This window comes from Pseudomonas sp. MYb118 (assembly GCF_040947875.1).
Taxonomy (GTDB): Bacteria; Pseudomonadota; Gammaproteobacteria; order Pseudomonadales; family Pseudomonadaceae; genus Aquipseudomonas.
The window spans coordinates 1856557-1879199 of the sequence record NZ_JBFRXN010000002.1 but is presented as its reverse complement, the minus strand read 5'-3'; the positions used below and the strand labels follow the sequence as shown (position 1 = coordinate 1879199).

Annotated in this window: 28 protein-coding genes; 17 read left to right on the top strand and 11 right to left on the bottom strand. The window is 60.8% G+C overall.

The window, feature by feature from the left end:
* The first annotated feature begins 265 nt into the window (after positions 1-265).
* The 9 genes from ABVN20_RS14565 to ABVN20_RS14525 all read left to right on the top strand — a co-directional run bounded on the left by ABVN20_RS14565 (position 266) and on the right by ABVN20_RS14525 (position 8742).
* Entirely contained in the window at positions 266-1387 is a 1122-nt protein-coding gene (locus ABVN20_RS14565) for a Re/Si-specific NAD(P)(+) transhydrogenase subunit alpha (protein WP_368556422.1), read from the top strand.
* A 15-nt stretch (positions 1388-1402) separates the two neighbouring features.
* Positions 1403-1726 carry an NAD(P) transhydrogenase subunit alpha gene (locus tag ABVN20_RS14560; protein ID WP_003196446.1) on the top strand — a complete coding sequence of 108 codons (324 nt, stop codon included), beginning with the start codon at positions 1403-1405 and terminating at the stop codon, positions 1724-1726.
* Complete coding sequence (locus ABVN20_RS14555; RefSeq protein WP_368556421.1) at positions 1726-3159, top strand: NAD(P)(+) transhydrogenase (Re/Si-specific) subunit beta; 1434 nt, start codon at positions 1726-1728, stop codon at positions 3157-3159. Before ABVN20_RS14560 ends, ABVN20_RS14555 begins: the two co-directional genes overlap by 1 nt.
* A gap of 180 nt (positions 3160-3339) precedes the next feature.
* The gene (locus tag ABVN20_RS14550) at positions 3340-4833 is read left to right on the top strand and encodes an acetyl-CoA hydrolase/transferase family protein (protein WP_368556420.1); all 1494 of its coding nucleotides are present in this window, start codon (positions 3340-3342) and stop codon (positions 4831-4833) included.
* Between the two features lie 319 nt (positions 4834-5152).
* Positions 5153-5368, top strand: coding sequence for a DUF1127 domain-containing protein (locus ABVN20_RS14545; RefSeq protein WP_368556419.1), 216 nt, complete (start codon positions 5153-5155; stop codon positions 5366-5368).
* Between the two features lie 345 nt (positions 5369-5713).
* Positions 5714-6031 carry a DUF2388 domain-containing protein gene (locus ABVN20_RS14540; RefSeq protein WP_214380073.1) on the top strand — a complete coding sequence of 106 codons (318 nt, stop codon included), beginning with the start codon at positions 5714-5716 and terminating at the stop codon, positions 6029-6031.
* Positions 6032-6133: 102 nt separating this feature from the next.
* Positions 6134-6436: a DUF2388 domain-containing protein gene (locus tag ABVN20_RS14535; protein ID WP_368556418.1), complete on the top strand. Its 303-nt coding sequence runs from the start codon at positions 6134-6136 to the stop codon at positions 6434-6436.
* A 27-nt stretch (positions 6437-6463) separates the two neighbouring features.
* Positions 6464-6784: a DUF2388 domain-containing protein gene (locus ABVN20_RS14530; protein WP_368556417.1), complete on the top strand. Its 321-nt coding sequence runs from the start codon at positions 6464-6466 to the stop codon at positions 6782-6784.
* Positions 6781-8742: a DUF4105 domain-containing protein gene (locus tag ABVN20_RS14525; RefSeq protein WP_368556416.1), complete on the top strand. Its 1962-nt coding sequence runs from the start codon at positions 6781-6783 to the stop codon at positions 8740-8742. The genes ABVN20_RS14530 and ABVN20_RS14525 overlap by 4 nt, the downstream gene beginning before the upstream one ends.
* Before the next feature lie 52 nt (positions 8743-8794).
* Here ABVN20_RS14525 and ABVN20_RS14520 read toward each other — a convergent pair whose 3' ends face one another.
* The 3 genes from ABVN20_RS14520 to trpB all read right to left on the bottom strand — a co-directional run bounded on the left by ABVN20_RS14520 (position 8795) and on the right by trpB (position 11398).
* Positions 8795-9238 (bottom strand): anti-virulence regulator CigR family protein, encoded by a 444-nt coding sequence (locus ABVN20_RS14520; RefSeq protein WP_368556415.1) that lies wholly within the window; start codon positions 9236-9238, stop codon positions 8795-8797.
* A gap of 121 nt (positions 9239-9359) precedes the next feature.
* Positions 9360-10172 (bottom strand): tryptophan synthase subunit alpha, encoded by an 813-nt coding sequence (gene trpA / locus ABVN20_RS14515; RefSeq protein WP_368556414.1) that lies wholly within the window; start codon positions 10170-10172, stop codon positions 9360-9362.
* Positions 10172-11398: a tryptophan synthase subunit beta gene (gene trpB / locus ABVN20_RS14510; RefSeq protein WP_368556413.1), complete on the bottom strand. Its 1227-nt coding sequence runs from the start codon at positions 11396-11398 to the stop codon at positions 10172-10174. Before trpB ends, trpA begins: the two co-directional genes overlap by 1 nt.
* A gap of 123 nt (positions 11399-11521) precedes the next feature.
* Here trpB and ABVN20_RS14505 point away from each other — a divergent pair, with 123 nt between their 5' ends.
* Positions 11522-12415, top strand: coding sequence for a LysR family transcriptional regulator (locus tag ABVN20_RS14505; RefSeq protein WP_368556412.1), 894 nt, complete (start codon positions 11522-11524; stop codon positions 12413-12415).
* Here the strand turns inward: ABVN20_RS14505 and ABVN20_RS14500 are convergent.
* Positions 12412-12735, bottom strand: a complete 324-nt coding sequence (locus tag ABVN20_RS14500; RefSeq protein WP_192307344.1) for a YqjD family protein — start codon at positions 12733-12735, stop codon at positions 12412-12414. The genes ABVN20_RS14505 and ABVN20_RS14500 overlap by 4 nt on opposite strands.
* 155 nt (positions 12736-12890) lie before the next feature.
* Here ABVN20_RS14500 and ABVN20_RS14495 point away from each other — a divergent pair, with 155 nt between their 5' ends.
* Entirely contained in the window at positions 12891-13106 is a 216-nt protein-coding gene (locus tag ABVN20_RS14495; RefSeq protein ID WP_368556411.1) for a dodecin, read from the top strand.
* Positions 13107-13228: 122 nt separating this feature from the next.
* Positions 13229-13453 (top strand): DUF1161 domain-containing protein, encoded by a 225-nt coding sequence (locus tag ABVN20_RS14490; protein WP_368556410.1) that lies wholly within the window; start codon positions 13229-13231, stop codon positions 13451-13453.
* A 176-nt stretch (positions 13454-13629) separates the two neighbouring features.
* Here the strand turns inward: ABVN20_RS14490 and ABVN20_RS14485 are convergent, their stop codons facing one another.
* A complete protein-coding gene (locus ABVN20_RS14485; RefSeq protein WP_368556409.1) occupies positions 13630-14631 on the bottom strand; it encodes an LLM class flavin-dependent oxidoreductase in 1002 nt (333 codons plus the stop codon).
* A gap of 238 nt (positions 14632-14869) precedes the next feature.
* Between ABVN20_RS14485 and ABVN20_RS14480 the strand changes: the two genes are divergently transcribed.
* A complete protein-coding gene (locus ABVN20_RS14480; RefSeq protein ID WP_368556408.1) occupies positions 14870-15301 on the top strand; it encodes an OsmC family protein in 432 nt (143 codons plus the stop codon).
* Between the two features lie 139 nt (positions 15302-15440).
* Positions 15441-15680 carry a DUF1161 domain-containing protein gene (locus ABVN20_RS14475; protein WP_368556407.1) on the top strand — a complete coding sequence of 80 codons (240 nt, stop codon included), beginning with the start codon at positions 15441-15443 and terminating at the stop codon, positions 15678-15680.
* Between the two features lie 6 nt (positions 15681-15686).
* Here the strand turns inward: ABVN20_RS14475 and ABVN20_RS14470 are convergent, their stop codons facing one another.
* Together ABVN20_RS14470 and ABVN20_RS14465 are read right to left on the bottom strand one after the other, a co-directional pair.
* On the bottom strand, positions 15687-16106 hold the full coding sequence (locus tag ABVN20_RS14470) for a hypothetical protein (RefSeq protein ID WP_368556406.1): 420 nt from the start codon (positions 16104-16106) through the stop codon (positions 15687-15689).
* 40 nt (positions 16107-16146) lie between these two features.
* The gene (locus tag ABVN20_RS14465) at positions 16147-16569 is read right to left on the bottom strand and encodes a hypothetical protein (RefSeq protein ID WP_368556405.1); all 423 of its coding nucleotides are present in this window, start codon (positions 16567-16569) and stop codon (positions 16147-16149) included.
* A 60-nt stretch (positions 16570-16629) separates the two neighbouring features.
* On the opposite strand from ABVN20_RS14465, the gene ABVN20_RS14460 reads away from it, so the two are divergent.
* Positions 16630-17724, top strand: a complete 1095-nt coding sequence (locus tag ABVN20_RS14460) for an aminopeptidase (protein ID WP_368556404.1) — start codon at positions 16630-16632, stop codon at positions 17722-17724.
* 91 nt (positions 17725-17815) lie between these two features.
* Here ABVN20_RS14460 and ABVN20_RS14455 read toward each other — a convergent pair whose 3' ends face one another.
* Together ABVN20_RS14455 and ABVN20_RS14450 are read right to left on the bottom strand one after the other, a co-directional pair.
* Positions 17816-18466, bottom strand: coding sequence for an HAD family hydrolase (locus tag ABVN20_RS14455; RefSeq protein WP_368556403.1), 651 nt, complete (start codon positions 18464-18466; stop codon positions 17816-17818).
* A 27-nt stretch (positions 18467-18493) separates the two neighbouring features.
* Complete coding sequence (locus ABVN20_RS14450; RefSeq protein WP_368556402.1) at positions 18494-19039, bottom strand: gamma carbonic anhydrase family protein; 546 nt, start codon at positions 19037-19039, stop codon at positions 18494-18496.
* Positions 19040-19101: 62 nt separating this feature from the next.
* Between ABVN20_RS14450 and prlC the strand changes: the two genes are divergently transcribed.
* Both prlC and ABVN20_RS14440 read left to right on the top strand, forming a co-directional pair.
* On the top strand, positions 19102-21180 hold the full coding sequence (gene prlC / locus ABVN20_RS14445) for an oligopeptidase A (protein WP_368556401.1): 2079 nt from the start codon (positions 19102-19104) through the stop codon (positions 21178-21180).
* Positions 21177-21464 (top strand): YheV family putative zinc ribbon protein, encoded by a 288-nt coding sequence (locus ABVN20_RS14440; protein WP_368556400.1) that lies wholly within the window; start codon positions 21177-21179, stop codon positions 21462-21464. Before prlC ends, ABVN20_RS14440 begins: the two co-directional genes overlap by 4 nt.
* Before the next feature lie 45 nt (positions 21465-21509).
* Here ABVN20_RS14440 and ABVN20_RS14435 read toward each other — a convergent pair whose 3' ends face one another.
* Together ABVN20_RS14435 and ABVN20_RS14430 are read right to left on the bottom strand one after the other, a co-directional pair.
* Positions 21510-22151, bottom strand: coding sequence for a tyrosine-protein phosphatase (locus ABVN20_RS14435; RefSeq protein WP_368556399.1), 642 nt, complete (start codon positions 22149-22151; stop codon positions 21510-21512).
* Positions 22152-22308: 157 nt separating this feature from the next.
* Positions 22309-22614 carry a hypothetical protein gene (locus ABVN20_RS14430; RefSeq protein ID WP_368556398.1) on the bottom strand — a complete coding sequence of 102 codons (306 nt, stop codon included), beginning with the start codon at positions 22612-22614 and terminating at the stop codon, positions 22309-22311.
* Between the last annotated feature and the right edge of the window lie 29 nt (positions 22615-22643).

Here is a 22643-nt window from a genome sequence, read left to right as displayed (position 1 = left end):
ACCAATGAGTAATTTCTGCAAATTCGGCCAAAATCCTTACAAGGCAAGGCCTGCAAGGGATTGATCCGCCCTGTTGCGACATTCGGTCACAGGGTGACTTGTAGTTAATTTTCCGTCACCCGTCATAATCCCTTGATGGGCACATAGTTCGCCTGCAAAATGCCGCGCCCCGCCCTGATTCGGCGGGATCGTGCTGATCGGCCGCCCCAGTCGCACCATCCGAAGTGCCTGGGTTTACTCAATAAGATCACGCAGGAGATTTGACGTGCACATTGGTGTTCCTCTCGAAACCCAACCGGGTGAAACACGGGTTGCTGCAACCCCGGAAACCATCAAGAAGCTGATCAGCCAGGGCCATAAGGTCACGGTTCAAAGCGGCGCCGGCGTGAAAGCCAGCGTTATCGACAGTGCTTATGAAGCCGCCGGCGCCACCATTGGCAGCGCCGGCGATGCGTTGGGTGCCGAGCTGATTCTCAAGGTGGTTGCCCCCAACGACAGCGAACTCGCCCTGATCAAGAGCGGCACGATCGTGGTGGGCATGCTCAACCCGTTCAGCAATGAAACCATTGCCAAGCTGGCTGAGTGCGGCATTACCGCGTTCGCCCTGGAGGCCGCGCCGCGCACCTCCCGCGCGCAAAGCCTGGACGTGTTGTCCTCCCAGGCCAACATCGCCGGCTATAAGGCCGTGTTGCTGGCTGCGCACCATTACCCGCGCTTCATGCCGATGCTGATGACCGCTGCGGGCACCGTGAAAGCGGCACGCGTGCTGATTCTCGGTGCGGGTGTGGCCGGCCTGCAGGCCATCGCCACGGCGAAACGCCTGGGTGCGGTAATCGAGGCGTCCGACGTGCGCCCGGCCGTGAAAGAACAGATCGAATCCCTCGGCGCCAAGTTCGTCGACGTGCCTTATGAAACCGATGAAGAGCGCGAGTGCGCCGTCGGTGTCGGCGGCTATGCGCGCCCCATGCCGGCGAGCTGGATGCAGCGCCAGGCCCAGGCCGTGCACGAACGCGCCAAGCAGGCTGACATCGTCATCACCACCGCCCTGATCCCGGGCCGCAAGGCACCGACGCTGCTCAGCGCGGACACCGTGGCGCAGATGAAACCGGGTTCGGTGGTCATCGACCTCGCGGCCGCCCAGGGTGGCAACTGCCCGCTGACCGTGGCCGACCAGGTCGTGGTGGCGCATGGCGTGACCATTTGCGGTCCGACCAACCTGGCCGGTGAAGTCGCGGCAGACGCTTCGGCCCTGTATGCGCGCAACCTGCTGGACTTCCTCAAGCTGGTCTTCACCAAGGAAGGCCAGTTCGAGATCAACCTCGAAGACGACATCGTCGCCGCGTGCCTGATGTGCCGCGACGGCCAAGTCATCCGCAAAAACGCCTAAGCAGGGATTCAGACGATGGAAGAGCTCATCTCCCCCGGTATCTACAACCTGATCATCTTCGTGCTGGCGATTTATGTCGGTTATCACGTGGTCTGGAACGTTACACCCGCGCTGCACACGCCACTGATGGCGGTGACCAACGCGATCTCGGCGATCGTGATCGTCGGCGCCATGCTCGCCGCCGCCCTGACCGTCACGCCTCTGGGCAAGACCATGGGCACCCTGGCCGTGGCCCTGGCAGCGGTAAACGTGTTCGGTGGCTTCCTGGTCACCCGCAGAATGCTTGAGATGTTCAAGAAAAAAGCCCCGAAAGCCGCAAAAGAAGAGGCGCCCAAGTAATGAGCATGAACCTCGTAACGACGCTCTACTTGATCGCGTCCGTCTGCTTCATCCAGGCCCTCAAGGGCCTGTCGCACCCGACCACCTCGCGGCGCGGCAACCTGTTCGGCATGCTCGGCATGGCCTTGGCCATCCTGACCACCGTGGGCCTCATCTATAAGCTGGGCGCAGAACTGGCCACGGCTGGCATCGGCTACGTCATCGTCGGCCTGTTGATCGGCGGTACCGCCGGTTCGATCATGGCCAAGCGCGTGGAAATGACCAAGATGCCTGAGCTGGTGGCGTTCATGCACAGCATGATCGGCCTGGCTGCGGTGTTCATTGCCATTGCTGCCGTCGTCGAGCCGCAGTCGCTGGGCATCGTCAAGCAACTGGGCGATTCGATTCCGGCAGGTAACCGCCTGGAGCTGTTCCTCGGCGCAGCCATCGGTGCAATCACCTTCTCCGGCTCGGTCATCGCTTTCGGCAAGCTGTCTGGCAAGTACAAGTTCCGCCTGTTCCAGGGCGCACCGGTACAGTTCGCGGGCCAGCACAAGCTGAACCTGGTGCTGGGCGTGGCGACGCTGGCACTGGGCGTGACCTTCATGCTGACCGGCAACCTCGGCGCCTTCGCGCTGATGCTGATCCTGGCTTTCGTGATGGGCGTGCTGATCATCATCCCGATCGGCGGCGCCGACATGCCGGTGGTGGTGTCGATGCTCAACAGCTATTCGGGCTGGGCAGCGGCCGGTATCGGCTTCTCGCTGAACAACTCGATGCTGATCATCGCCGGCTCGCTGGTAGGTTCGAGCGGCGCGATCCTCTCGTACATCATGTGCAAGGCGATGAACCGTTCCTTCTTTAATGTGCTGCTGGGCGGCTTCGGCAACACGGCCGATGCAGGTCCTGCCGGCGCCAAGGAAGAACGCCCGGTGAAATCCGGCTCGGCTGACGACGCGACCTTCCTGCTGACCAACGCCGACACCGTGATCATCGTTCCGGGCTACGGCCTGGCGGTCGCCCGTGCCCAGCACGCCCTCAAGGAACTGACTGAAAAGCTGACTCACCACGGCGTGACCGTGAAGTACGCGATTCACCCGGTCGCCGGTCGGATGCCAGGCCACATGAACGTACTGCTCGCCGAGGCGGAAGTGCCTTACGACCAGGTGTTCGAGATGGAAGACATCAACTCCGAGTTCGGCCAGGCCGACGTGGTGCTTGTGCTGGGCGCCAACGACGTGGTCAACCCGGCCGCCAAGAACGATCCGAAATCGCCGATTGCCGGCATGCCGATTCTCGAAGCGTTCAAGGCCAAGACGGTCATCGTCAACAAGCGCTCGATGGCCAGCGGTTATGCCGGCCTGGACAACGAACTGTTCTACCTGGACAAAACCATGATGGTGTTCGGCGACGCCAAGAAAGTCATCGAGGACATGGTCAAAGCCGTGGACTAAAACTTGTTCCAGCGCAATACCAAAAACCTCAGCCTTTAGTAGGCTGGGGTTTTTTTATAGCTGTCAGAAACCGACAAAAGGCTCTAAATCAGGGCTCTGCATTCGACCATGGTAGCGCGAGGAATTTTTTTCAAATCACTAGACTGCACACCTTGCTTCCGTTGCCCGAGATAACAATCCATGTACCGTGAACGTATTCGCTTGCCTTCGTTGTTGGAAAAGGTAATGAGCGCAGAAAATGCTGCCGCTCTGATTGAGGACGGCATGACCGTCGGCATGAGTGGTTTCACCCGAGCCGGCGAAGCCAAGGCCGTACCTCATGCATTGGCCGAACGTGCCAAAGTCTCGCCACTGAAAATCACCTTGATGACTGGCGCGAGCCTGGGCAACGACCTCGACAAACAACTGACCGAAGCCGGTGTACTGTCGCGCCGCATGCCGTTTCAGGTCGACAGTACCCTGCGCAAGGCGATCAACGCCGGTGAAGTCATGTTCATCGACCAGCACTTGTCGGAAACCGTCGAGCAACTGCGCAACCAGCAGCTCAAGCTGCCGGATATCGCAGTGATCGAGGCGGTGGCGATTACCGAGCAGGGTCACATCGTGCCGACCACCTCCGTGGGCAACTCGGCGAGCTTCGCGATTTTCGCCAAGCATGTGATCGTCGAGATCAACATGGCGCACAACCCGAACCTCGAAGGCCTGCACGACATTTACATCCCGACCTACCGTCCGACTCGCACGCCGATTCCACTGGTCAAGGTCGATGACCGTATTGGCAGCACTGCCATTCCGATCCCGGCGGAAAAGATCGTCGCCATCGTCATTACCAACCAGGCCGACTCGCCCTCGACCGTGACGCCACCGGACGCCGACACACAAGCCATCGCCGACCACCTGATCGGCTTTCTCAAGCAGGAAGTGGAAGCCGGGCGCATGAGCAACAAGCTCGGTCCATTGCAGGCCGGCATCGGCAACATCGCGAACGCCGTGATGTGCGGGCTGATCGACTCACCGTTCGAAGACCTGAGCATGTACTCCGAAGTGTTGCAGGACTCGACCTTCGACCTGATCGACGCCGGCAAGCTGAGCTTCGCTTCGGGCAGTTCGATCACCCTGTCCAGCCGTCGCAACAGCGATGTGTTCGGTAACCTGGAGCGCTACAAGGACAAGCTGGTCCTGCGTCCACAGGAAATCTCCAACCACCCGGAAGTGGTGCGCCGGCTCGGGATCATCGGCATCAACACCGCGCTGGAATTCGACATCTACGGCAACGTCAACTCCACCCATGTCTGCGGTACGCGGATGATGAACGGCATTGGCGGTTCCGGTGATTTCGCTCGCAACGCCCACCTGGCGATCTTTGTGACCAAGTCGATCGCCAAGGGTGGCGCGATCTCCAGCGTGGTGCCGATGGTCAGCCACGTCGATCACACCGAACACGATGTCGACATCCTGGTGACCGAGATTGGCCTGGCAGACCTGCGCGGCCTGGCACCACGGGAGCGGGCTCGCGCGATCATCGACAATTGCGTGCACCCCGACTATCGCCAGGCCCTCAACGACTACTTCACCACCGCTTGCGCACTGGGTGGTCACACCCCGCATATCCTGCGCGACGCCCTGAGCTGGCACATCAACCTGGAAGAAACCGGGAAAATGCTCGTCCAGTAACGCAAACAGATAGCAGCTGACGCAAACACAGTTTGGTCAGCTGCTTGTCGTTTTGCTCGATTTTGTTTAAAACTGTACTACTGTACCGGCGTTTTCCTACCGTAATGGCCTACCCGTCACGAGCAAATCACTCGAAATGCACCAACAAGGTGCAGATAGGTACAGTTGCCTCAATTTAGACCAGTACACCCCCCTTAAACAGTTAACTGATTGATCACAATACAGGTGAACTGTATCTAGAGAGACTGGCCAAACAGGAGGATCATTGGCATCAGTTAAACCACTACCTAATCCCGCCACAAGCGGAAGGATGTCAACCATGGAACGTACACTCAGTTCCGAGCTGTTTTTCGAAGATACTGCTGCAAAAACCCAGGCTTCCCTGCCTCTTCGCGTTATCGCTAACCTGATGCTGTGGCAGCGCCGCATCGCCAGCCGCCATCAACTGGCTCGTCTGGATTCGCGTCTGCTGGCCGATGCCGGGATCAGCGAAGCACAACGCTACGAAGAACTGGCCAAGCCGTTCTGGCGCTAACTTAGCGCTGCTGGCTCTGATCTTTCGAGATCACTCGCCAGCCCCCGAATTGAACAAACAAGACCCGTCGTGGGAAACCACGACGGGTCTTGTCGTTTCAGGCCCTGGAAAACACCTGGAAAGCTGTCGAGAGGCAGACCGATACAGTTTTACCAATCACAGAATTAACCAGTACAATTATGCCCAGCAAAGAAAACGGCCGAGACACTCTGCAACAGGCGGGGCTGTGCGAACCGGCACCGGCAGGCCTAATATCAAGTCAGAACGTGGCGGTGACTGCGCGACCGGCGTCTGACTCACAGATACCGCGCCACTTCTCAACCCGCTATCCATAGGAGTTACACCATGTCCCGTCTACGCCTGCTCAGTGCCGCAGCCCTGCTTGCCGTGGCTGCCAATTCCCACGCCACCAGCTTCATCGTGACCACCGACGCCGTCGTCGGAGCATTGAAAGCCACGTCTGATGCCACCTCCGACGTGACGTCCTCGTTCCGTGACGACAAGATCGTCCGCGCGGCCCGTGACGATGCCGCCAGCTTTGTCGCCAGCGAAGGCGCCATCCGTGGCGTGAAGCTGGAAAGCGCCCTGGATCACATCCGTCATCAGGTACCTGGCCTAAACGCGACCGACGCGCAACTGGCCCAGGCCATTCTGACCATCTGAATGTCACTCGCGGAGGGGCACGGGCTATCTGCCCCGTCCCCGCGCTGGCTCTAGACCGGGCGTTACGCTAGCCTTGGGGCTCACTTTCGACAGTCGAGTCCCATGATCCTTTCCAAGTACCTGCTGATTTCGCCGTTTCTCGTCGCCTGTTGGGCTGGTTCGGCCCAGGCTTTTGACCTGACCACCCAGGGCGTTGTGGCCTCCGGATACGCCACAAGCATGGTGACCTCCGCGCCGTTCGACCGTAAGCTGCTCGCCGCCCGGGATGACGCTGCGTCATTCATTGCCAGTGACGGCCAATTGCGTGGAGCACACCTGGAGTCCGCCCTGAATTATCTGCACCGGACCCAGCCAAAACTTCATGCAAGCGACCTTGAACTGGCAGAGGCAATTCTCGTCCAATAGTTATTCTTGTTTCTCCGGAGTCGTTCCATGCGTAGCCCGCTGATTATTGCCACCCTTGGCCTGCTGTTGTTGGCCGACGTCACCCAGGCGCATACCCTGGTTGGCACCAGTAACATGCTTCTCAACGCCACTCGGCGCTCCCTGGACTTCACCTCTGACACGACCACTTCCATCCGCGATTCGAAGATCGTTCGTGAAGCCCATGACGATGCCGCCAGCTTCGTCGCCACCGACGGTGATATCCGCGGGGCGAACCTGGAAGCCGCCATCAACGTACTGCGCACCCGCGTACCGGAAGCCCGGGGCGCCAGCGATCAGGAACTCGCCGAAGCCATCCTCGCATTGTGAAACGCCTGAATGCCTGGCTGCTGGCCGGGGTCGTGTTGCTGCTTGGCAATACGGCCCAGGCCGGCCTGCAACTGCGGCTCAAGACCGAAGGCCTGAGCCCCGCCCAACAACAGGCCAGCCAGGCATTGCTGGATGAGGCCATGCAAGCGTTGCCGCCGCGCTTCATCGAGCAACTGGACCGGCGTATCGACGTCGGCTGGACTGATGACATGCCGGGCAATGCCTATGGCCAGGCATCGCTGGTGTCCGAGCTGGACCTCAATCGCAACCTGCTCGCCAGCCTCACCGACGGCAGCGCCGCCCGCAAGAAAACCAATCGCCCCCACGGCACGGTGCGCCGCGAAATGCTGGCCACGGTGCTGCACGAACTGACTCACATCTACGACCGCTCGCGCCTGTGGCCGGCCGCCGAACGCACGCTGATCCAGCGCTGCACCCGGCGCAGCGACAGCTCCGGGTTGATCGGCATCCCCGATGAATGCCGTGGCCAATCCGACCGGCGCTTTACCTTGAGCGATGACCCACGCCTGCTGGACCTTGCCGGCTGGCCGCAATATGTCGGTCGGCGCGGCGAACGCGAACAACACAACCGCCAGATTGCCCGCAGCCCGGACATCTACGAGACGAGCAGCCCCAAGGAGTTCGTCGCGGTGAACATGGAGTATTTCCTCCTCGACCCGAGCTACGCCTGCCGCCGTCCTTCGCTGTACCGTTACTACAAGGAGCATTTCGGCTGGGCCCCGGCCGCCAAGGACACCTGCAGCCAATCCTACGCGTTCCTCAATGCCGGCAACGACTTCGCCAAACAGCCCCTGGGCCAGGTCGACCCGGAGCGGGTGTACGCCGTCGACTACCTGCTGGCCGAAGCCAACCAGAACTGGGTCAGCCGCTGGGGTCACAGCATGTTGCGCCTGGTGATCTGCGCACCGGGCCGGCCACGGGGCCCGGATTGCCGGCTCGACCTGGATCAGCACCTGGTGCTGTCTTACCGCGCCTTCGTCGGCGACGTGCAGCTCTCGAGCTGGGACGGGCTGGTGGGCAAATACCCTTCGCGCCTGTTCGTGCTGCCCCTGGCCCAGGTCATCGACGAGTACACCAAGACCGAACTGCGCAGCCTCGCCTCCGTGCCGCTCAACCTGTCACGCGAGGAAATCGAGGGCGTGGTGGAACACGCCGCGGAAATGCACTGGAGCTACGACGGCAATTACTTCTTCCTGTCCAACAACTGCGCCGTAGAAGGCTTGAAGTTGCTGCGCAGCGGCAGCAACAACGCCAAGTTGGTCGGACTCGACAACATCATGCCCAATGGCTTGCTGGAAGTGCTCAAGGGACGTGGCTTGGCTGACACCAGCGTGCTGGACGATCCGCGCGAGGCCCTGCGCCTGGGCTATCGCTTCGACTCTTTCCGCGACCGCTACCAGGCGATGTTCGAGGTGCTGAAAAAACACCTGCCGATCAAACAGGACAAGGTCGAAGACTGGCTGGCCCTGAAGGCGCAGGAACGCCGCCCATGGATCGAACAGGCCGACCTGCGCACCAGCGCCGCCCTGCTGTTGCTCGAACAGGCGGCCTTCCGCCAGCAATTGGTGCTGGCCCAGGACGAGGTGAAGCAGCGCTACCTCGGCGCCCGGGAATTGAAAAATGGCGGCATGGACAAGGCCAACGCGACCTTGCAGGAGATCCTCGCCAACAGCGGCTTCCTCAGTCGTCCGGCGGAGCTGCTGGATGCCGGCGGTTATGGTTTGCCACAGCCCAGTGAATGGCAGCGGCTGGAATCGGAAAGCAGCCTGCGGCAGAAACAGCTGCAGTTGCTCACCGGCGACCTCGACAAGCAAGTGCGCGAACTGCTCGAACCCAGCCGCGCCGCCGAGATGGCCGACAACGAAGCCAACCTGAAACAGGTGGGTGAACACCTGCGCAAACTGCACAAGGCGGCCGGCGGCCTGGAGCTGCCATGAAAAAAGGCTTCGCGGTCACCCCGCGAAGCCTTTTTTCTACCCGCTGTTTAACTCACAGCACGCCCTGAAGAATCTCATAGACGATCCCGGTGCCCACCGCGATCAGCACAATGTCAGCGCCGGCCCGGCGCCATTCGTACCCTTGGTAGTACGGCAGATGGCTCAGCGCGCGATTGTCCAGGCGCTCGCCGTAATAGCCATGCGGTAACGGCCGGCCGCGCTCCAGGTGAATGCCCGGCGGTGGCGGTGCACCACGCACGAAGTAGCCATGGTTATCGTGGATCACCTGGCGCACCGGGTCGAAGTCCCGTGGCGGAGGGCCGCCGCGATGATTGTCCTGCGGGCCGCGATGGTCATCGCCGCGATTGTCGTAATGGCCTTGCTGCGGACCGCCACGGTCGTGATCGTCGCGCTGATCGGCGCTGGCATTGAGCAACGGCGTGGCGCTAAGCATCAGCACACCCAGGCTCGCAATCAGACGTTTCGGCATTTTCATCGGGTCTTTCCTCACTGCACGGACAGCAAAAAGGGCCTCAGGATGAAGTCCTGAAGCCCTCGATCTTGCTGATTAGTCTGTGTCGCGAGGCGCTAATTCCTCTGTATCAGGAACTTTACTCTCAGCTGACGCGCGCCTTACGTACGCCGTCGGCCAACGCTGCACACAGGCTCAGCACGCCATCCACCGCCTGCGCCGGCGTCGATGCATTGGCGATGTGATCGATCAGCGCCGAACCCACCACCACACCATCGGCCAGGCGTGCGATGGACGCGGCCTGCTCGGGCGTACGAATACCGAAGCCGATGCTGATTGGCAGGTCGGTGTGGCGACGCAGACGCGCTACCGCTTCCTCAACGTGTTCCAGCGTAGCCGCGCCAGCACCGGTGACCCCGGCCACGGACACGTAGTAGACGAAGCCGGAGCTGCCGTTCAATACGGTCGGCAGACGCGCATCGTCGGTGGTCGGAGTGGTCAGGCGGATGAAGTCGATACCGGCAGCCTGGGCCGGGTCGGACAATTCGCCGTTATGCTCTGGCGGCATGTCGACCACGATCAGACCGTCGACGCCCGCCTCTTTGGCGTCGGCGATGAAACGCGGGACACCGTATTTATGAATCGGGTTGAAATAGCCCATCAGCACCAGCGGCGTTTCGTTGTTGTCCTTGCGGAACTCGCGCACCATCTGCAGGGTTTTCGCAAGGTTCTGCTTGGCCTCCAGGGCACGAATGTTCGCCAACTGGATCGCCGGGCCATCGGCCATCGGGTCGGTGAACGGCATGCCCAGCTCGATCACGTCGGCGCCGGCAGCGGGCAAGCCCTTGAGGATCGCCAGGGACGTGTCATAGCCCGGATCGCCAGCAGTGACAAAGGTCACCAGGGCCGCACGGTTCTGTTGCTTGAGTTCGGCAAAACGCGTTTGCAGGCGGCTCATCAGTGTTTCTCCTGCTGGGCTTGGGAGTTTTCCATGTGGTGCATCACGGTCTGCATGTCTTTGTCGCCACGTCCGGACAGGTTCACCACCATCAGGTGATCCTTGGGCAGGGTCGGTGCGCGCTTGAACACTTCGGCCAGGGCGTGGGCGCTTTCCAGTGCAGGAATGATCCCTTCCAGGCGGCAGCATTTGTGGAACGCGTCGAGGGCTTCGTCGTCCGTCACCGAGGTGTACTGGACGCGGCCGATGTCGTGCAACCAGGCGTGTTCCGGACCGATACCCGGGTAGTCCAGCCCCGCGGAAATCGAGTGGGCATCAATGATCTGGCCGTCGTCGTCCTGCAGCAGGAACGTACGGTTGCCGTGCAACACACCCGGCACGCCGCCGTTGAGGCTGGCCGCGTGTTTGCCGGTCTCGATACCGTGGCCGGCCGCTTCGACACCGATGATCTCGACACTCTTGTCGTCGAGGAACGGGTGGAACAGGCCCATGGCGTTGGAACCACCACCGATGCAAGCCACCAGGCTGTCAGGCAGACGGCCTTCCTGGGCTTGCAACTGGTCACGGGTTTCCTTGCCGATGACGGCCTGGAAATCACGCACCATCGCTGGATACGGGTGCGGGCCCGCGACCGTGCCGATCAGGTAGAACGTGCTGTCGACGTTGGTCACCCAGTCCCGCAGCGCTTCGTTCATCGCGTCCTTCAGGGTCCCGGTGCCGGCGACCACCGGAATGACCGTGGCGCCCAGCAATTTCATGCGGAACACGTTGGCCTGCTGACGCTCGATGTCGGTGGTGCCCATGTAGATCACGCACTCCAGGCCGAAGCGCGCCGCCACGGTCGCGGTCGCAACGCCGTGCATGCCGGCGCCGGTCTCGGCGATGATGCGTTTCTTGCCCATGCGTCGCGCCAGCAGGATCTGGCCGATGCAGTTGTTGATCTTGTGCGCGCCGGTGTGGTTCAGCTCTTCACGCTTGAGATAGATTTTTGCGCCGCCGCAGGCTTCGGTCAGGCGCTCGGCGAAATACAGCGGGCTCGGGCGTCCGACGTAGTCGCGCTGGAAGTAGGCCAGTTCTTCGTTGAAGGCCGGATCTTCCTTGGCCGCTTCGTATTCGCGGGCCAGGTCGAGGATCAACGGCATCAGGGTTTCAGCGACGTAGCGGCCGCCGAACGCGCCAAACAGGCCGTTGGCGTCGGGGCCGTTGCGCAGATTAGTCTGGGTCATGGGTCGCTCCGGTTGAATAGGTGAAAAGAAGCTTTTGCATAAAGTGGGCTTCACTCTACCCCTGACGCCCTGCGCTGAAAACCGATAAGATCGCCACAACCTGTCAGGAAAACTCACAGATCAATGAGCCACGACCTTCCACCGCTGAACGCCCTGCGCGCCTTCGAAGCTACTGCTCGCCTCAACAGCGTGAGTGCCGCTGCCGAACAGCTGCACGTGACCCATGGTGCGGTCAGCCGGCAGTTGAAGGTCCTCGAAGAACATTTGGGTGTCAGTCTTTTCGTCAAGGATGGACGCGGCCTTAAACTCACAGATGCCGGCATTCGCCTGCGGGACGCCAGCGGCGAAGCCTTCGAACGTTTGCGCAATGTCTGCGCCGAATTGACCCAAAGCACCGCCGATGCGCCCTTCGTGCTCGGCTGCTCAGGGAGCCTGCTGGCGCGCTGGTTCATTCCGCGCCTGGGGCGGTTGAATGCCGACCTGCCGGACCTGCGCCTGCACCTGTCGGCCGGCGAAGGCGATCTCGATCCCCGTCGCCCCGGGCTGGATGCGCTGCTGCTGTTCGCCGAGCCGCCATGGCCTGCGGACATGCAGGTGTTCGAGCTGGCCAGCGAGCGCATCGGCCCGGTCATGAGCCCGCGGTTCATCGGTTGCGAGCGCCTGGAACGTGCGCCGGCCGGCGCGTTACTGAGCGAGACGCTGCTGCACACCACCTCGCGCCCGCAGGCCTGGCCCAGTTGGGCACAACAAAACGGCCTCGACGCCAAAGCGTTGAAATACGGGCAGGGTTTCGAGCATTTGTATTACTTGCTGGAGGCCGCGGTGGCCGGCCTGGGTGTGGCGATTGCCCCGGAGCCGCTGGTGACCGAGGATTTGAAGGCCGGACGCCTGGTTGCGCCGTGGGGCTTCAGTGAAACCCCGGCGCAACTGGCGTTGTGGCTACCCAAGCGCGCCGCGGACGGGCGCGCCCGGCAACTGGCGCACTGGCTGAAAAACGAGCTGCGCCAGACGGATTAGTCGCGTTTGCACAACAGGTAAGCGGCCAGCAGCCCCAAGGCACCCACCGCCACACCGGCGGTCGTCCAAGGGTGTTCCTGGGCGTAGTCCCGAGTCGCGATCCCGGTTTCACGGGTTTTCACTTTGACTTCTTCATAGGCATCGCTGAGCAGATGGCGCGAGTGTTTCAGCGCGCTCTCGGCGTTGGCTTTCAGGGCCTTGAGGGTTTTACGCGACTCGTCCGAGGCGTCGTCTTTCAGGTTTTCCAAAGACTTCAGCAGACTCTCGATCTCGGCTTCCATGCTTTGCAATGAGGCTTTACGTAAAGAGGTGTTGGCCATGGTGGCTCTCCTGCATTGATGATGAGTGGCGTGTGTTGGTTGGGACTTCAGGGGTTCGAGAAAGTGCAGTAAATCTGAACTTCTGCGTGGGATTGGCCGCCAGAAGTAATACGAAAATCACTGCTAGGCTGTATTCACACCCAAGGAGAACGCCCATGACCGACCATCACACGTACAAGAAAATCGAGCTTGTCGGCTCATCCACCAGCAGCATCGAAGATGCCATCAACAACGCGATAGCCGAGGCTAACAAGAGCGTCAAGCACCTGGAATGGTTTGAAGTGACCGAGACTCGCGGGCACATCAGGGACGGCAAGGCCGCTCACTTCCAGGTGACACTCAAAGTGGGATTCAAGATTGCCAGCAGCTGAGTTTTGGCGAGTCTTCTGAACTTGCGCGCTGGCCGAGTGCCATAGGGAATGGCAAAGCGCTATGTGAGTGCATCCGGCCGATCGCTGGATGCTCCCTTTGATCCGACCAGGGAGTGCGACCGATGAAGCAGTTTATGTTGGCGTTAGGTTTGTTGAGTCTTGCAGGTACAGCGCTGGCTGAAGGCAAACCATGCGAGGAGTTGAAGGCTGAAATCGCGGCCAAGATCGACGCCAAGGGTGCGTCGAACTATTCGCTGGAAATTGTCGATAAAGGCACGGCGGCTGACGGAAAGGTCGTCGGCACCTGTGAAAGCGGTACCAAGGAAATCGTTTACAAGCGTGGTTGAGTGCGCTCAAAAAAAACCGACGCCATTGGCGTCGGTTTTTTTATTCCTGCTTTACCCCTGTAGGAGCGAGCATGCTCGCGATGATCGTGAGCACGCCGCTGGGTACCAGGTATCCCGCGTTATCGTTGACGTACATCGCGAGCAAGCTCGCTCCTACAGGGGGTTAGTGCGATGGCTTAGCCCTTCATCAACTGCGCCAGCAGTTCGTAGGAATGCACGCGGTCGCTGTGTTCATACAGGTCACAGGTGAAGATCAGCTCATCGGCCTGGGTCTGTTCGATCAGCACCTCCAGCTTGGCGCGAATTTTCTGCGGGCTGCCGACCATCGCCAGGCCGAGGAAATCCCCCACCGCTTGCTTCTCATGGGGCAGCCACAGACCGTCCATGGTTTTCACCGGCGGGCGCTGTACCAGGCTTTGCCCACGCATCAGCGCGAGAATGCGCTGATAGACCGACGTCGCCAGGTAATCGGCCTGCTCATCGGTGTCAGCCGCCACCAGCGGAACGCCGAGCATCACGTAGGGCTTGTCCAATACGGCTGAAGGCTTGAAGTGATTGCGGTAGATACGAATCGCTTCGTGCATCAGGCGCGGTGCGAAATGGGAGGCGAAGGCGTAGGGCAAACCACGCTCACCGGCCAATTGCGCGCTGAACAGGCTCGAACCCAGCAACCAGATCGGCACCTGGGTGCCCGTGCCCGGCATCGCGATGATGCGCTGGTCCGGTGTGCGCGGGCCGAGGTAGCGCACCAGCTCCGCGACATCTTCCGGGAAATCGTCGGCGCTGCCGGAGCGCTCGCGGCGCAGGGCCCGGGCCGTCATCTGGTCGGAACCGGGCGCGCGGCCCAGGCCCAGGTCGATTCGACCGGGATAGAGACTTTCCAGGGTACCGAACTGTTCGGCGATCACCAGCGGCGCATGGTTGGGCAGCATCACTCCACCCGAGCCCACCCGAATGGTCGACGTGCCGCCAGCCAGATAACCCAGCAACACCGACGTCGCCGAGCTGGCGATACCATCCATGTTGTGGTGCTCGGCGACCCAGAACCGGGTATAGCCGAATTTTTCGACGTGCTGCGCCAGATCCAGGGAATTGCGCAGCGATTGGGCCGCGCTGCCGTTCTCGCGCACCGGCACCAGATCCAGGGTCGAAAACTTGATATCGGACAGTCGTTTCATAAACCTGCTTCTCCAATTGGGCCGCAGGTTTTTTTGACGAACGAAAACCTGCCGAATGCATAGCGTGTTTCATGCAATGAGGGCATATACCCGAGTTTCAAGAGGCGCGTCGAAATTTCCTACGAAAACGGTAGGAAATATCAGATAGGGTGAACTTTGCATCAGCGGCTATCCTCAGAACCCTGAAAGGCAAACCACGAAGGCGCGGCATTTCGCGTCGGATTCTGAGGAGACAGGCATGGCTATTACCAAGAAAGCATCGGCGCATTGGGAAGGTGATCTGAAAACCGGCATCGGCTCGATTTCCACGGAAACCGGCGTTCTGCGGGAAGCGCCCTACGGCTTCAAGGCCCGTTTCGAAGGCGGCAGAGGCACCAACCCGGAAGAGCTGATCGGCGCGGCCCACGCGGGCTGCTTCTCCATGGCCTTCTCGATGATCCTCGGTGATGCCGGTCTCAAGGCCGACAGTATTGATACCAACGCCGAGGTGGTGCTGGACCAGGTGGACGGCGGCTTTGCGATCACCGCCGTGAAGTTGATCATGAAGGCGAAAATTCCTGGTGCCACCCAGGCGCAATTCGAAGAACTGAGCAATAAAGCCAAGGAAGGTTGCCCGGTGTCCAAAGTGCTGAATGCCAAGATCACTCTGGAAGCCACACTGGTCAGCTGATTCGCCTCGCCGCGACAGACGAATCGCAGCCTGCCACAGGCTGCGATTTTTTTGCGCTGAAACAAAACGCGGCCGGCGCGTTTGTGGTCGAATAAATGACAGCAACGAAAACGCGTGCTGCCTTAAAGGAGCTTCATCGATGAAACGTTTTGCCCTGGCGGTTATCTGCACTGCGCTGGCAACTTCGGCATTGGCCGCGCCCAAGGATTGCGAAGAACTGAAGAACGAGATCGAAGTGAAGATCCAGGCGAATGCCGTGCCTTCCTACACGTTGGAGATCGTGTCCAGGGAAGAGGCCGAGAAGCATGACATCGCCATGGTCGTCGGCACCTGCGACAACGGCACCAAAGCCATCATCTATCAGAAGAACGACCGCTGATCCGCCTCAGATGATGCAGTCGTAATCCCGATCTTCGGCGACGATTTCCCGCTTGGCGTTGTACAGCCGGGCGCTGGGCGTAAACGCCAGGGAGCGGCCTTCCAGCACGTACCGCTGACCCGCTTCGAAATGGTCGTAGCGGATGGTCAGGTAGCACAACCGCTCCACGGGCCCCGTCATCAGGCTGCCACCTCCGCCAAACACCTCGAAATCGAAGCGCACCCGCAACTCATGGCTGCCGGGGGTGACCTGGAAAAAACGCCCGTCGCGCAAGCGCTCGTTGTCCAGGCGTTCGGCCATCAACAACTTGCCACCGGGGGTGGGCGTGGCGAAGTCGACCCAGGCCATCTGTGGATTGGCCGCCGGCAGCGGGCTCTGGCAGCCGGCGAAGGCGCCAGCCGCGAGCAATAACAACAACCTGCGCATGATGAATGTCCCGAGGATTAGACATTCAGCATAGCGCCGATCAGGTCCGTTGGCAGCCCGCCGGGGTGCCCTGGCCTATCACTTTTCGCTGTTGATCATAGAGCTTGGCCCACGGTCGGAAGCCGATATTCCCGGCTTGTAGCTGATATTTCTCACCCGCATTGAAGCCGTTGAATTTCACGTTCAGCTGGCAATCGCGCCATAACGGCTCGGCGTCCGGGCCAATGTTGCCCGGCTCGACCGCGAACTGATAACGCACCTTGAGCTCGTGACTGCCGGGCTGCACCTCGAAGTAGCGTTTGTCCATCGAGTCCTGGTTATCGACCTTGAGCGCTTGCAACGCCGTGTCCTGCTGCGTTGAATCGAGGTCGATCCACGCTTGCGAGGGATCGTGGTGGGGTATTCCGAATCCTGCACAACCTGTCAGCATCAACAGGCTTCCCGTCAGCATCATCTTGCGCATAGCGGAGCTCCAGTCAGGCGGGATAGTCTTGCGGGCAGACTTTCCAGGGATGATTTTATTTTGATCAGGCCGCTTCCAAGCCTCGGGTTACTTGATCGCGTTTTGCGCGTTTTGTTTCCGGGCGCGCTGTTTTTATTGCTCCAGGGATGCAGCAGCGTCAGTTACTACGGCCAATTGGCCAATGGTCAGCTGCAATTGCTGCGGGCCCGGGAACCGGTATCCGAGGTGATCGCCGACCCCACCCGCGACCCCAAGCTGCGCGCCCACCTGGCCCAATCGCAGAAGGCGCGGACCTTCGCCAGCCAACGGCTGCATCTGCCGGATAACCTGAGCTATCGCCTTTACGCCGACATTGGCCGGCCTTTCGTCGTGTGGAACGTGTTCGCCACCCCGGAGTTCTCCCTGTCGCCACAAAACCATTGCTTCCCCATCGCCGGCTGTGTGGCCTACCGCGGTTACTACACCCAGAGTGCGGCCCGGGGCGAAGCGGCGTTGCTGCGAGTGCAAGGTATGGACGTGTCGATCGGCGGCGTCGAGGCCTATTCGACGCTCGGTTGGTTCAACGATCCGATTATCAGCTCGATGATGGGCTGGGGCGATGAACGGCTGGCAACGTTGATCTTTCATGAGCTGGCACACCAGCGGGTCTACGTGAAAGACGACACCGAGTTCAACGAATCCTTCGCCACGTTCGTGGAACAGGAAGGGACCCGGCAATGGCGCGCCTATCGCGGGTTGCCGCCAGACACAGGGCATCAGGCGCAACAACGGGACCAGTTCATCGAGCTGGTCCTGGCGACGCGCTCAAGGCTTGAACAGCTGTACGCGCAGCCGTTGGCAGTCGGGGAGATGCGCCAGCGCAAGGCCGAAGAATTCGAACGGCTGCGCAGCGAGTACCGTGCGTTGCGGGACAGTCAGTGGGCCGGGGATAAACGCTACGATGCGTGGATCAACGCGCCGCTGAACAATGCGCGGTTGTTGCCGTTTGGTTTGTATGACCAGTGGGTGCCGGCGTTTGCCGAGTTGTTCCGGCAACAAAATGGCGATTGGGTGGCTTTCTATGCCGCGGTGGAGAAGTTGGGGGGGATGGCGGTTGAGGAGCGTAAGGTGGCTTTGAAGGCTTTGGCTGGGGCAGACAAATCTGGCGGCTTGTAGGGCCCCATCGCGGGCAAGCCCGCTCCCACAGGGATTTGCATTGTTCACAAAACACATTGTGGGAGCGGGTTTGCCCGCGATAGCTTTCTGGCTAACGCCGCAAAAACGCCTGATGCATCTCCTCGAGCGTCTCAAAATGATAAGCCGGCGCCTCCGCACTCAACTCCTCACGACTGCCAAACCCATACCCCACCGCCGCCGCATCCAGACCGTTGCTACGCGCACCGATCAGGTCGTGTTTGCGGTCGCCGATCATCAGGGTGTCGGCCGGGTCCAGGCCTTCTTCGGCCATCAGGTGGGCGATGAGCTCGACTTTGTTGGTGCGCGTGCCGTCCAGCTCGCTGCCGTAGATCACCTTGAAGTGCCGGGCGAAATCGAAATGCCGGGCAATTTCCCGGGCGAAGACCCACGGCTTGGAAGTGGCGATGTACAACTGCCGGCCTTGCCCGCCCAGGGTTTCCAGCAGCGGCTTGACCCCGTCGAAAACCCGGTTCTCGTACAAGCCGGTGACCTTGAAGCGCTCACGGTAGAAATTCACCGCCTCCCAGGCCTTGGCTTCATCGAAGTCATAGAACTGCATGAACGCCTGCAACAGCGGCGGGCCGATGAAGTGCTCGAGTTTGGTCAGGTCGGGTTCGTCGATCCCCAGTTTGCCCAGGGCGAACTGGATCGAGCGGGTGATGCCCTCGCGCGGGTCGGTCAGGGTGCCATCGAGGTCGAACAAAACGGTCTGGTAATGCATGTTGAATCCTGTTTGGGTGCGCCGGGGTCAAGCCTGGTCGTAGCCTTCGGCCAGATGCAGGTCCTTGAGCTTCACGTAGTTCGCCGCACTGTAGGTGAAAAATGCCTGTTCCTTGTCGGTCAGCGGCCGGACCTGTTTCACCGGGCTGCCCACGTACAGAAAGCCGCTGTCCAGGCGCTTGCCCGGCGGCACCAGGCTGCCAGCGCCGATGATCACGTCATCGCCGACCACCGCACCGTCCATGACGATGCTGCCCATGCCGATCAGCACCCGGTTGCCGATGGTGCAGCCATGCAGCATGACCTTGTGGGCGACGGTCACGTCATCGCCAATCAGGCAGGGAAAGCCGTCGGGGTTGAAGGGCCCGGCGTGGGTGATGTGCAACACGCAGCCGTCCTGCACGCTGGTGCGCGCACCGATGCGGATGCGGTGCATGTCGCCGCGGATCACCGTCAGCGGCCAGACCGAGCTGTCCTCGCCGATTTCAACATCGCCGATCACCACCGCCGAACGGTCGACAAAAGCGCCCTTGCCCAGCAACGGCGTGTGATTCTGGTACTTGCGAAGGTTCACGATAGTGTTTCTCTCTGTCGCTGATAGCTGCGGTGAGCGTCGATTGTAATTAAGATGGCTGCATGTTTCTTCCAGCCAAGGTGTCAACTGTGAGCGTGAACAACCCTCTTTTGCAGTCCTACGACCTGCCGCCGTTCTCCGCGATCCGTGCCGAACACGTGCAACCGGCCATTGAACAGATCCTGGCTGACAACCGCGCCGCAATTATCGAGATTCTCAAAACCCAGGGCAAACAACCGACCTGGGCTGGCCTGGTGCTGGCGATGGACGAACTCAACGATCGCCTGGGCGCCGCCTGGAGCCCGGTGAGCCACCTGAACGCGGTGTGCAACAGCGCCGAACTGCGCGAAGCCTACGAGTCCTGCCTGCCGGCATTGAGCGCCTACTCCACGGAAATGGGCCAGAACCGCGAGCTGTTCCAGGCCTTCGAAGCCCTGGCCAACAGCCCCGAAGCCGCCGGTTTCGACGTTGCGCAAAAAACCATCCTGGAGCACTCGCTGCGTGACTTCCGCCTGTCGGGTATCGACCTGCCGGAAGCCGAGCAGAAGCGTTATGCCGAAGTGCAGAGCAAGCTTTCCGAGCTGGGCAGCCGCTTCTCCAACCAGTTGCTCGACGCTACCCAGGCCTGGACCAAGCACGTCACCGACGAAGCCGCCCTGGCCGGCCTCACCGATTCGGCCAAGGCACAAATGGCTGCCGCGGCCCAGGCCAAGGGCCTGGAAGGCTTTTTGATCACACTGGAATTCCCCAGCTACTACGCGGTGATGACCTACGCCCAGGACCGTGCCCTGCGTGAAGAAGTCTACGCCGCCTACTGCACCCGTGCGTCGGACCAGGGTCCGAATGCCGGCCAGAACGACAACGGCCCGGTCATGGAAGAGATCCTCGACCTGCGCCAGGAACTGGCCAGGCTGCTGGGTTTCGCCAGCTTCTCCGAACTGAGCCTGGCGACCAAGATGGCCGAATCCAGTGACCAGGTGCTCAGCTTCCTGCGCGACCTGGCCAAGCGCAGCAAACCGTTCGCTGCTCAGGACCTGCAACAGCTCAAGGCCTACGCCGCCGAACAGGGCTGCCCGGACTTGCAAAGCTGGGACAGCGGTTTCTACGGTGAAAAACTGCGTGAGCAGCGTTACAGCGTGGCCCAGGAAGCCCTGCGCGCCTACTTCCCGATCGACAAGGTGCTGGGCGGCCTGTTCGCCATCGTGCAACGCCTGTACGGCATCGAAATCACCGAGCAGACCGGCTTCGACACCTGGCACCCGGATGTGCGCCTGTTTGAAATCAAGGAAAACGGCCAGCACGTCGGCCGCTTCTTCTTCGACCTGTACGCCCGCGCCAACAAGCGCGGCGGTGCCTGGATGGACGGCGCCCGCGACCGTCGCCGCACTGCTGGCGGCGTGCTGCAGAGCCCGGTGGCTAACCTGGTGTGCAACTTCACCCCGGCCGACAGCGGCAAGCCTGCGCTGCTGACCCACGATGAAGTCACCACCCTGTTCCACGAATTCGGCCACGGCCTGCACCACCTGCTGACCCGCGTCGAACACGCGGGCGTGTCCGGCATAAATGGCGTGGCATGGGATGCGGTCGAGCTGCCGAGCCAGTTCATGGAAAACTGGTGCTGGGAGCCCGAAGGCCTGGCGCTGATCTCCGGTCACTATGAAACCGGCGAACCGCTGCCACAGGACCTGCTGGGCAAGATGCTCGCGGCGAAGAACTTCCAGTCCGGCCTGATGATGGTGCGCCAGATCGAGTTCTCGCTGTTCGACTTCGAGCTGCACGCCACCCACGGCGATGGCCGCAGCGTGCTGCAAGTGCTCGAAGGCGTGCGCGACGAGGTCTCGGTGATGCGTCCGCCGGCTTACAACCGCTTCCCCAACAGCTTCGCGCACATCTTCGCTGGCGGTTACGCGGCCGGTTACTACAGCTACAAGTGGGCCGAAGTGCTGTCGGCCGACGCCTTCTCCAAGTTCGAAGAAGAAGGCGTGCTCAACGCCGACACCGGTCGCGCATTCCGTGAGGCGATCCTGGCGCGCGGCGGTTCGCAGGAGCCGATGGTGCTGTTCGTCGACTTCCGTGGCCGTGCCCCGTCGATTGACGCACTCTTGCGCCACAGCGGCCTGAGTGAGGACGCAGCAGCATGAGTGAGGTGCCTGTGAAGACGAAAAAACGCTTCATCGCCGGGGCGGTCTGCCCGGCGTGCAGCGAGCCGGACAAACTGGTGATGTGGAGCGAGGACGACACGCCGCATCGCGAATGCGTGGCCTGCGGTTACGCCGATACCCTCAATGAACAAGGGCTTTCGGTGCCCAAGGAATTGGGGACGCGGGTCAACGTGACGGCCCTGAAGGCGCCGGACGCCAAGGTTCAGGCGGTGCAGTTTTTCCCCAATCCCAAGCTCAAGAAAAAGCCTGACGAACAGCACTGAGTGTCGTCATCACCTCCCACGGCGCAAGGCCGTGGGAGGCGCTGTTCACTCGACGTGGGCAGACTTGAACCAGTTCTTCATCGAACACGCGGCGAACGGGCTGGTGCTGCAATCGCCATTGGCCAGTGCCGTGCGTAACTTGTCGACATCGGCCTGCATCATGTAGCGAATGCTGTCCTTGAAGTGCTTGTTGTCGCCAAAGCCGCCCTGGGTCATTTCGCTCAGGGCATCTTCCTTGCTCCAACCCTGCACGACCACTCGATACATGGCAGCCATCAGGCCGGTACGGTCCGAACCATGCTTGCAGTGCATCAGCGCCGGCCCCTTGGTCTCGGCGGTCTGGATGGCGCGCAAAGCCTTGATGACGTCGGCATCGTCCACATGATTGGTCCGGTAAGGCAACTGCACGCGCTCGATGCCGGGCTTTGCCAGCCAATTCGAGTCGGACTCCGGCAAGAAGGTGATCACCGTGGCAATGCCGAGCTTTTCCAGTAACGGGACCGCTGCACCGTCTGGCAATGCGCTGCGGTAGAGGGTCGGGGACATCTGGAAAAGGTTGTAGCGAACCTCGACAGGCTGCGCCCACTCCGAGGGGTGGGACACGTCCGTGTCGTCAGCGAAGGCAGACGTCAGGTTGAACAAGGCAACCAGCGACAGGCACATCGCGGGAATGAAACGTGAAGACATACTGGGCGACCGTAGAGGGATGACGACGCCATATTGAGTCGCGGGCAGTCAAAGGACTGTTAGCGTCCTGTCAAAAGATCGTGAACAGTAAAACGCTGTCGCGCTTACTTGAAAGCGAGCCTGTATAAACTTCATACAGGCCCGCTCAATAACACCATCAAGGGTTGACGATGGCCGAATAAGCCGCCGCCAGGGCCAGCAGCTTTTGCTTGTCGTCATTATCAATGTCGCCGTCACCGTCGACATCACTCTTGAGGGTCTTGATATTGAAGGAACGGCCGCCATCGTCGGAGATCGCCGTCACGTAAACGTTATCTTCGAGCGTCTCCCTGACCTCTTCAGTATCAGGGTTCCAAATGGACTCCTTGCGAGCAAACTGCATGGAAACTTGTGCTTCCAGAGGATTCGTTGCGCTGGGCGCTAATAGTTGTAAAAAGATGCCACGCTGATTAAAGAAAGACATTTTCAAATTCCATTTGATTAGTAAGAACA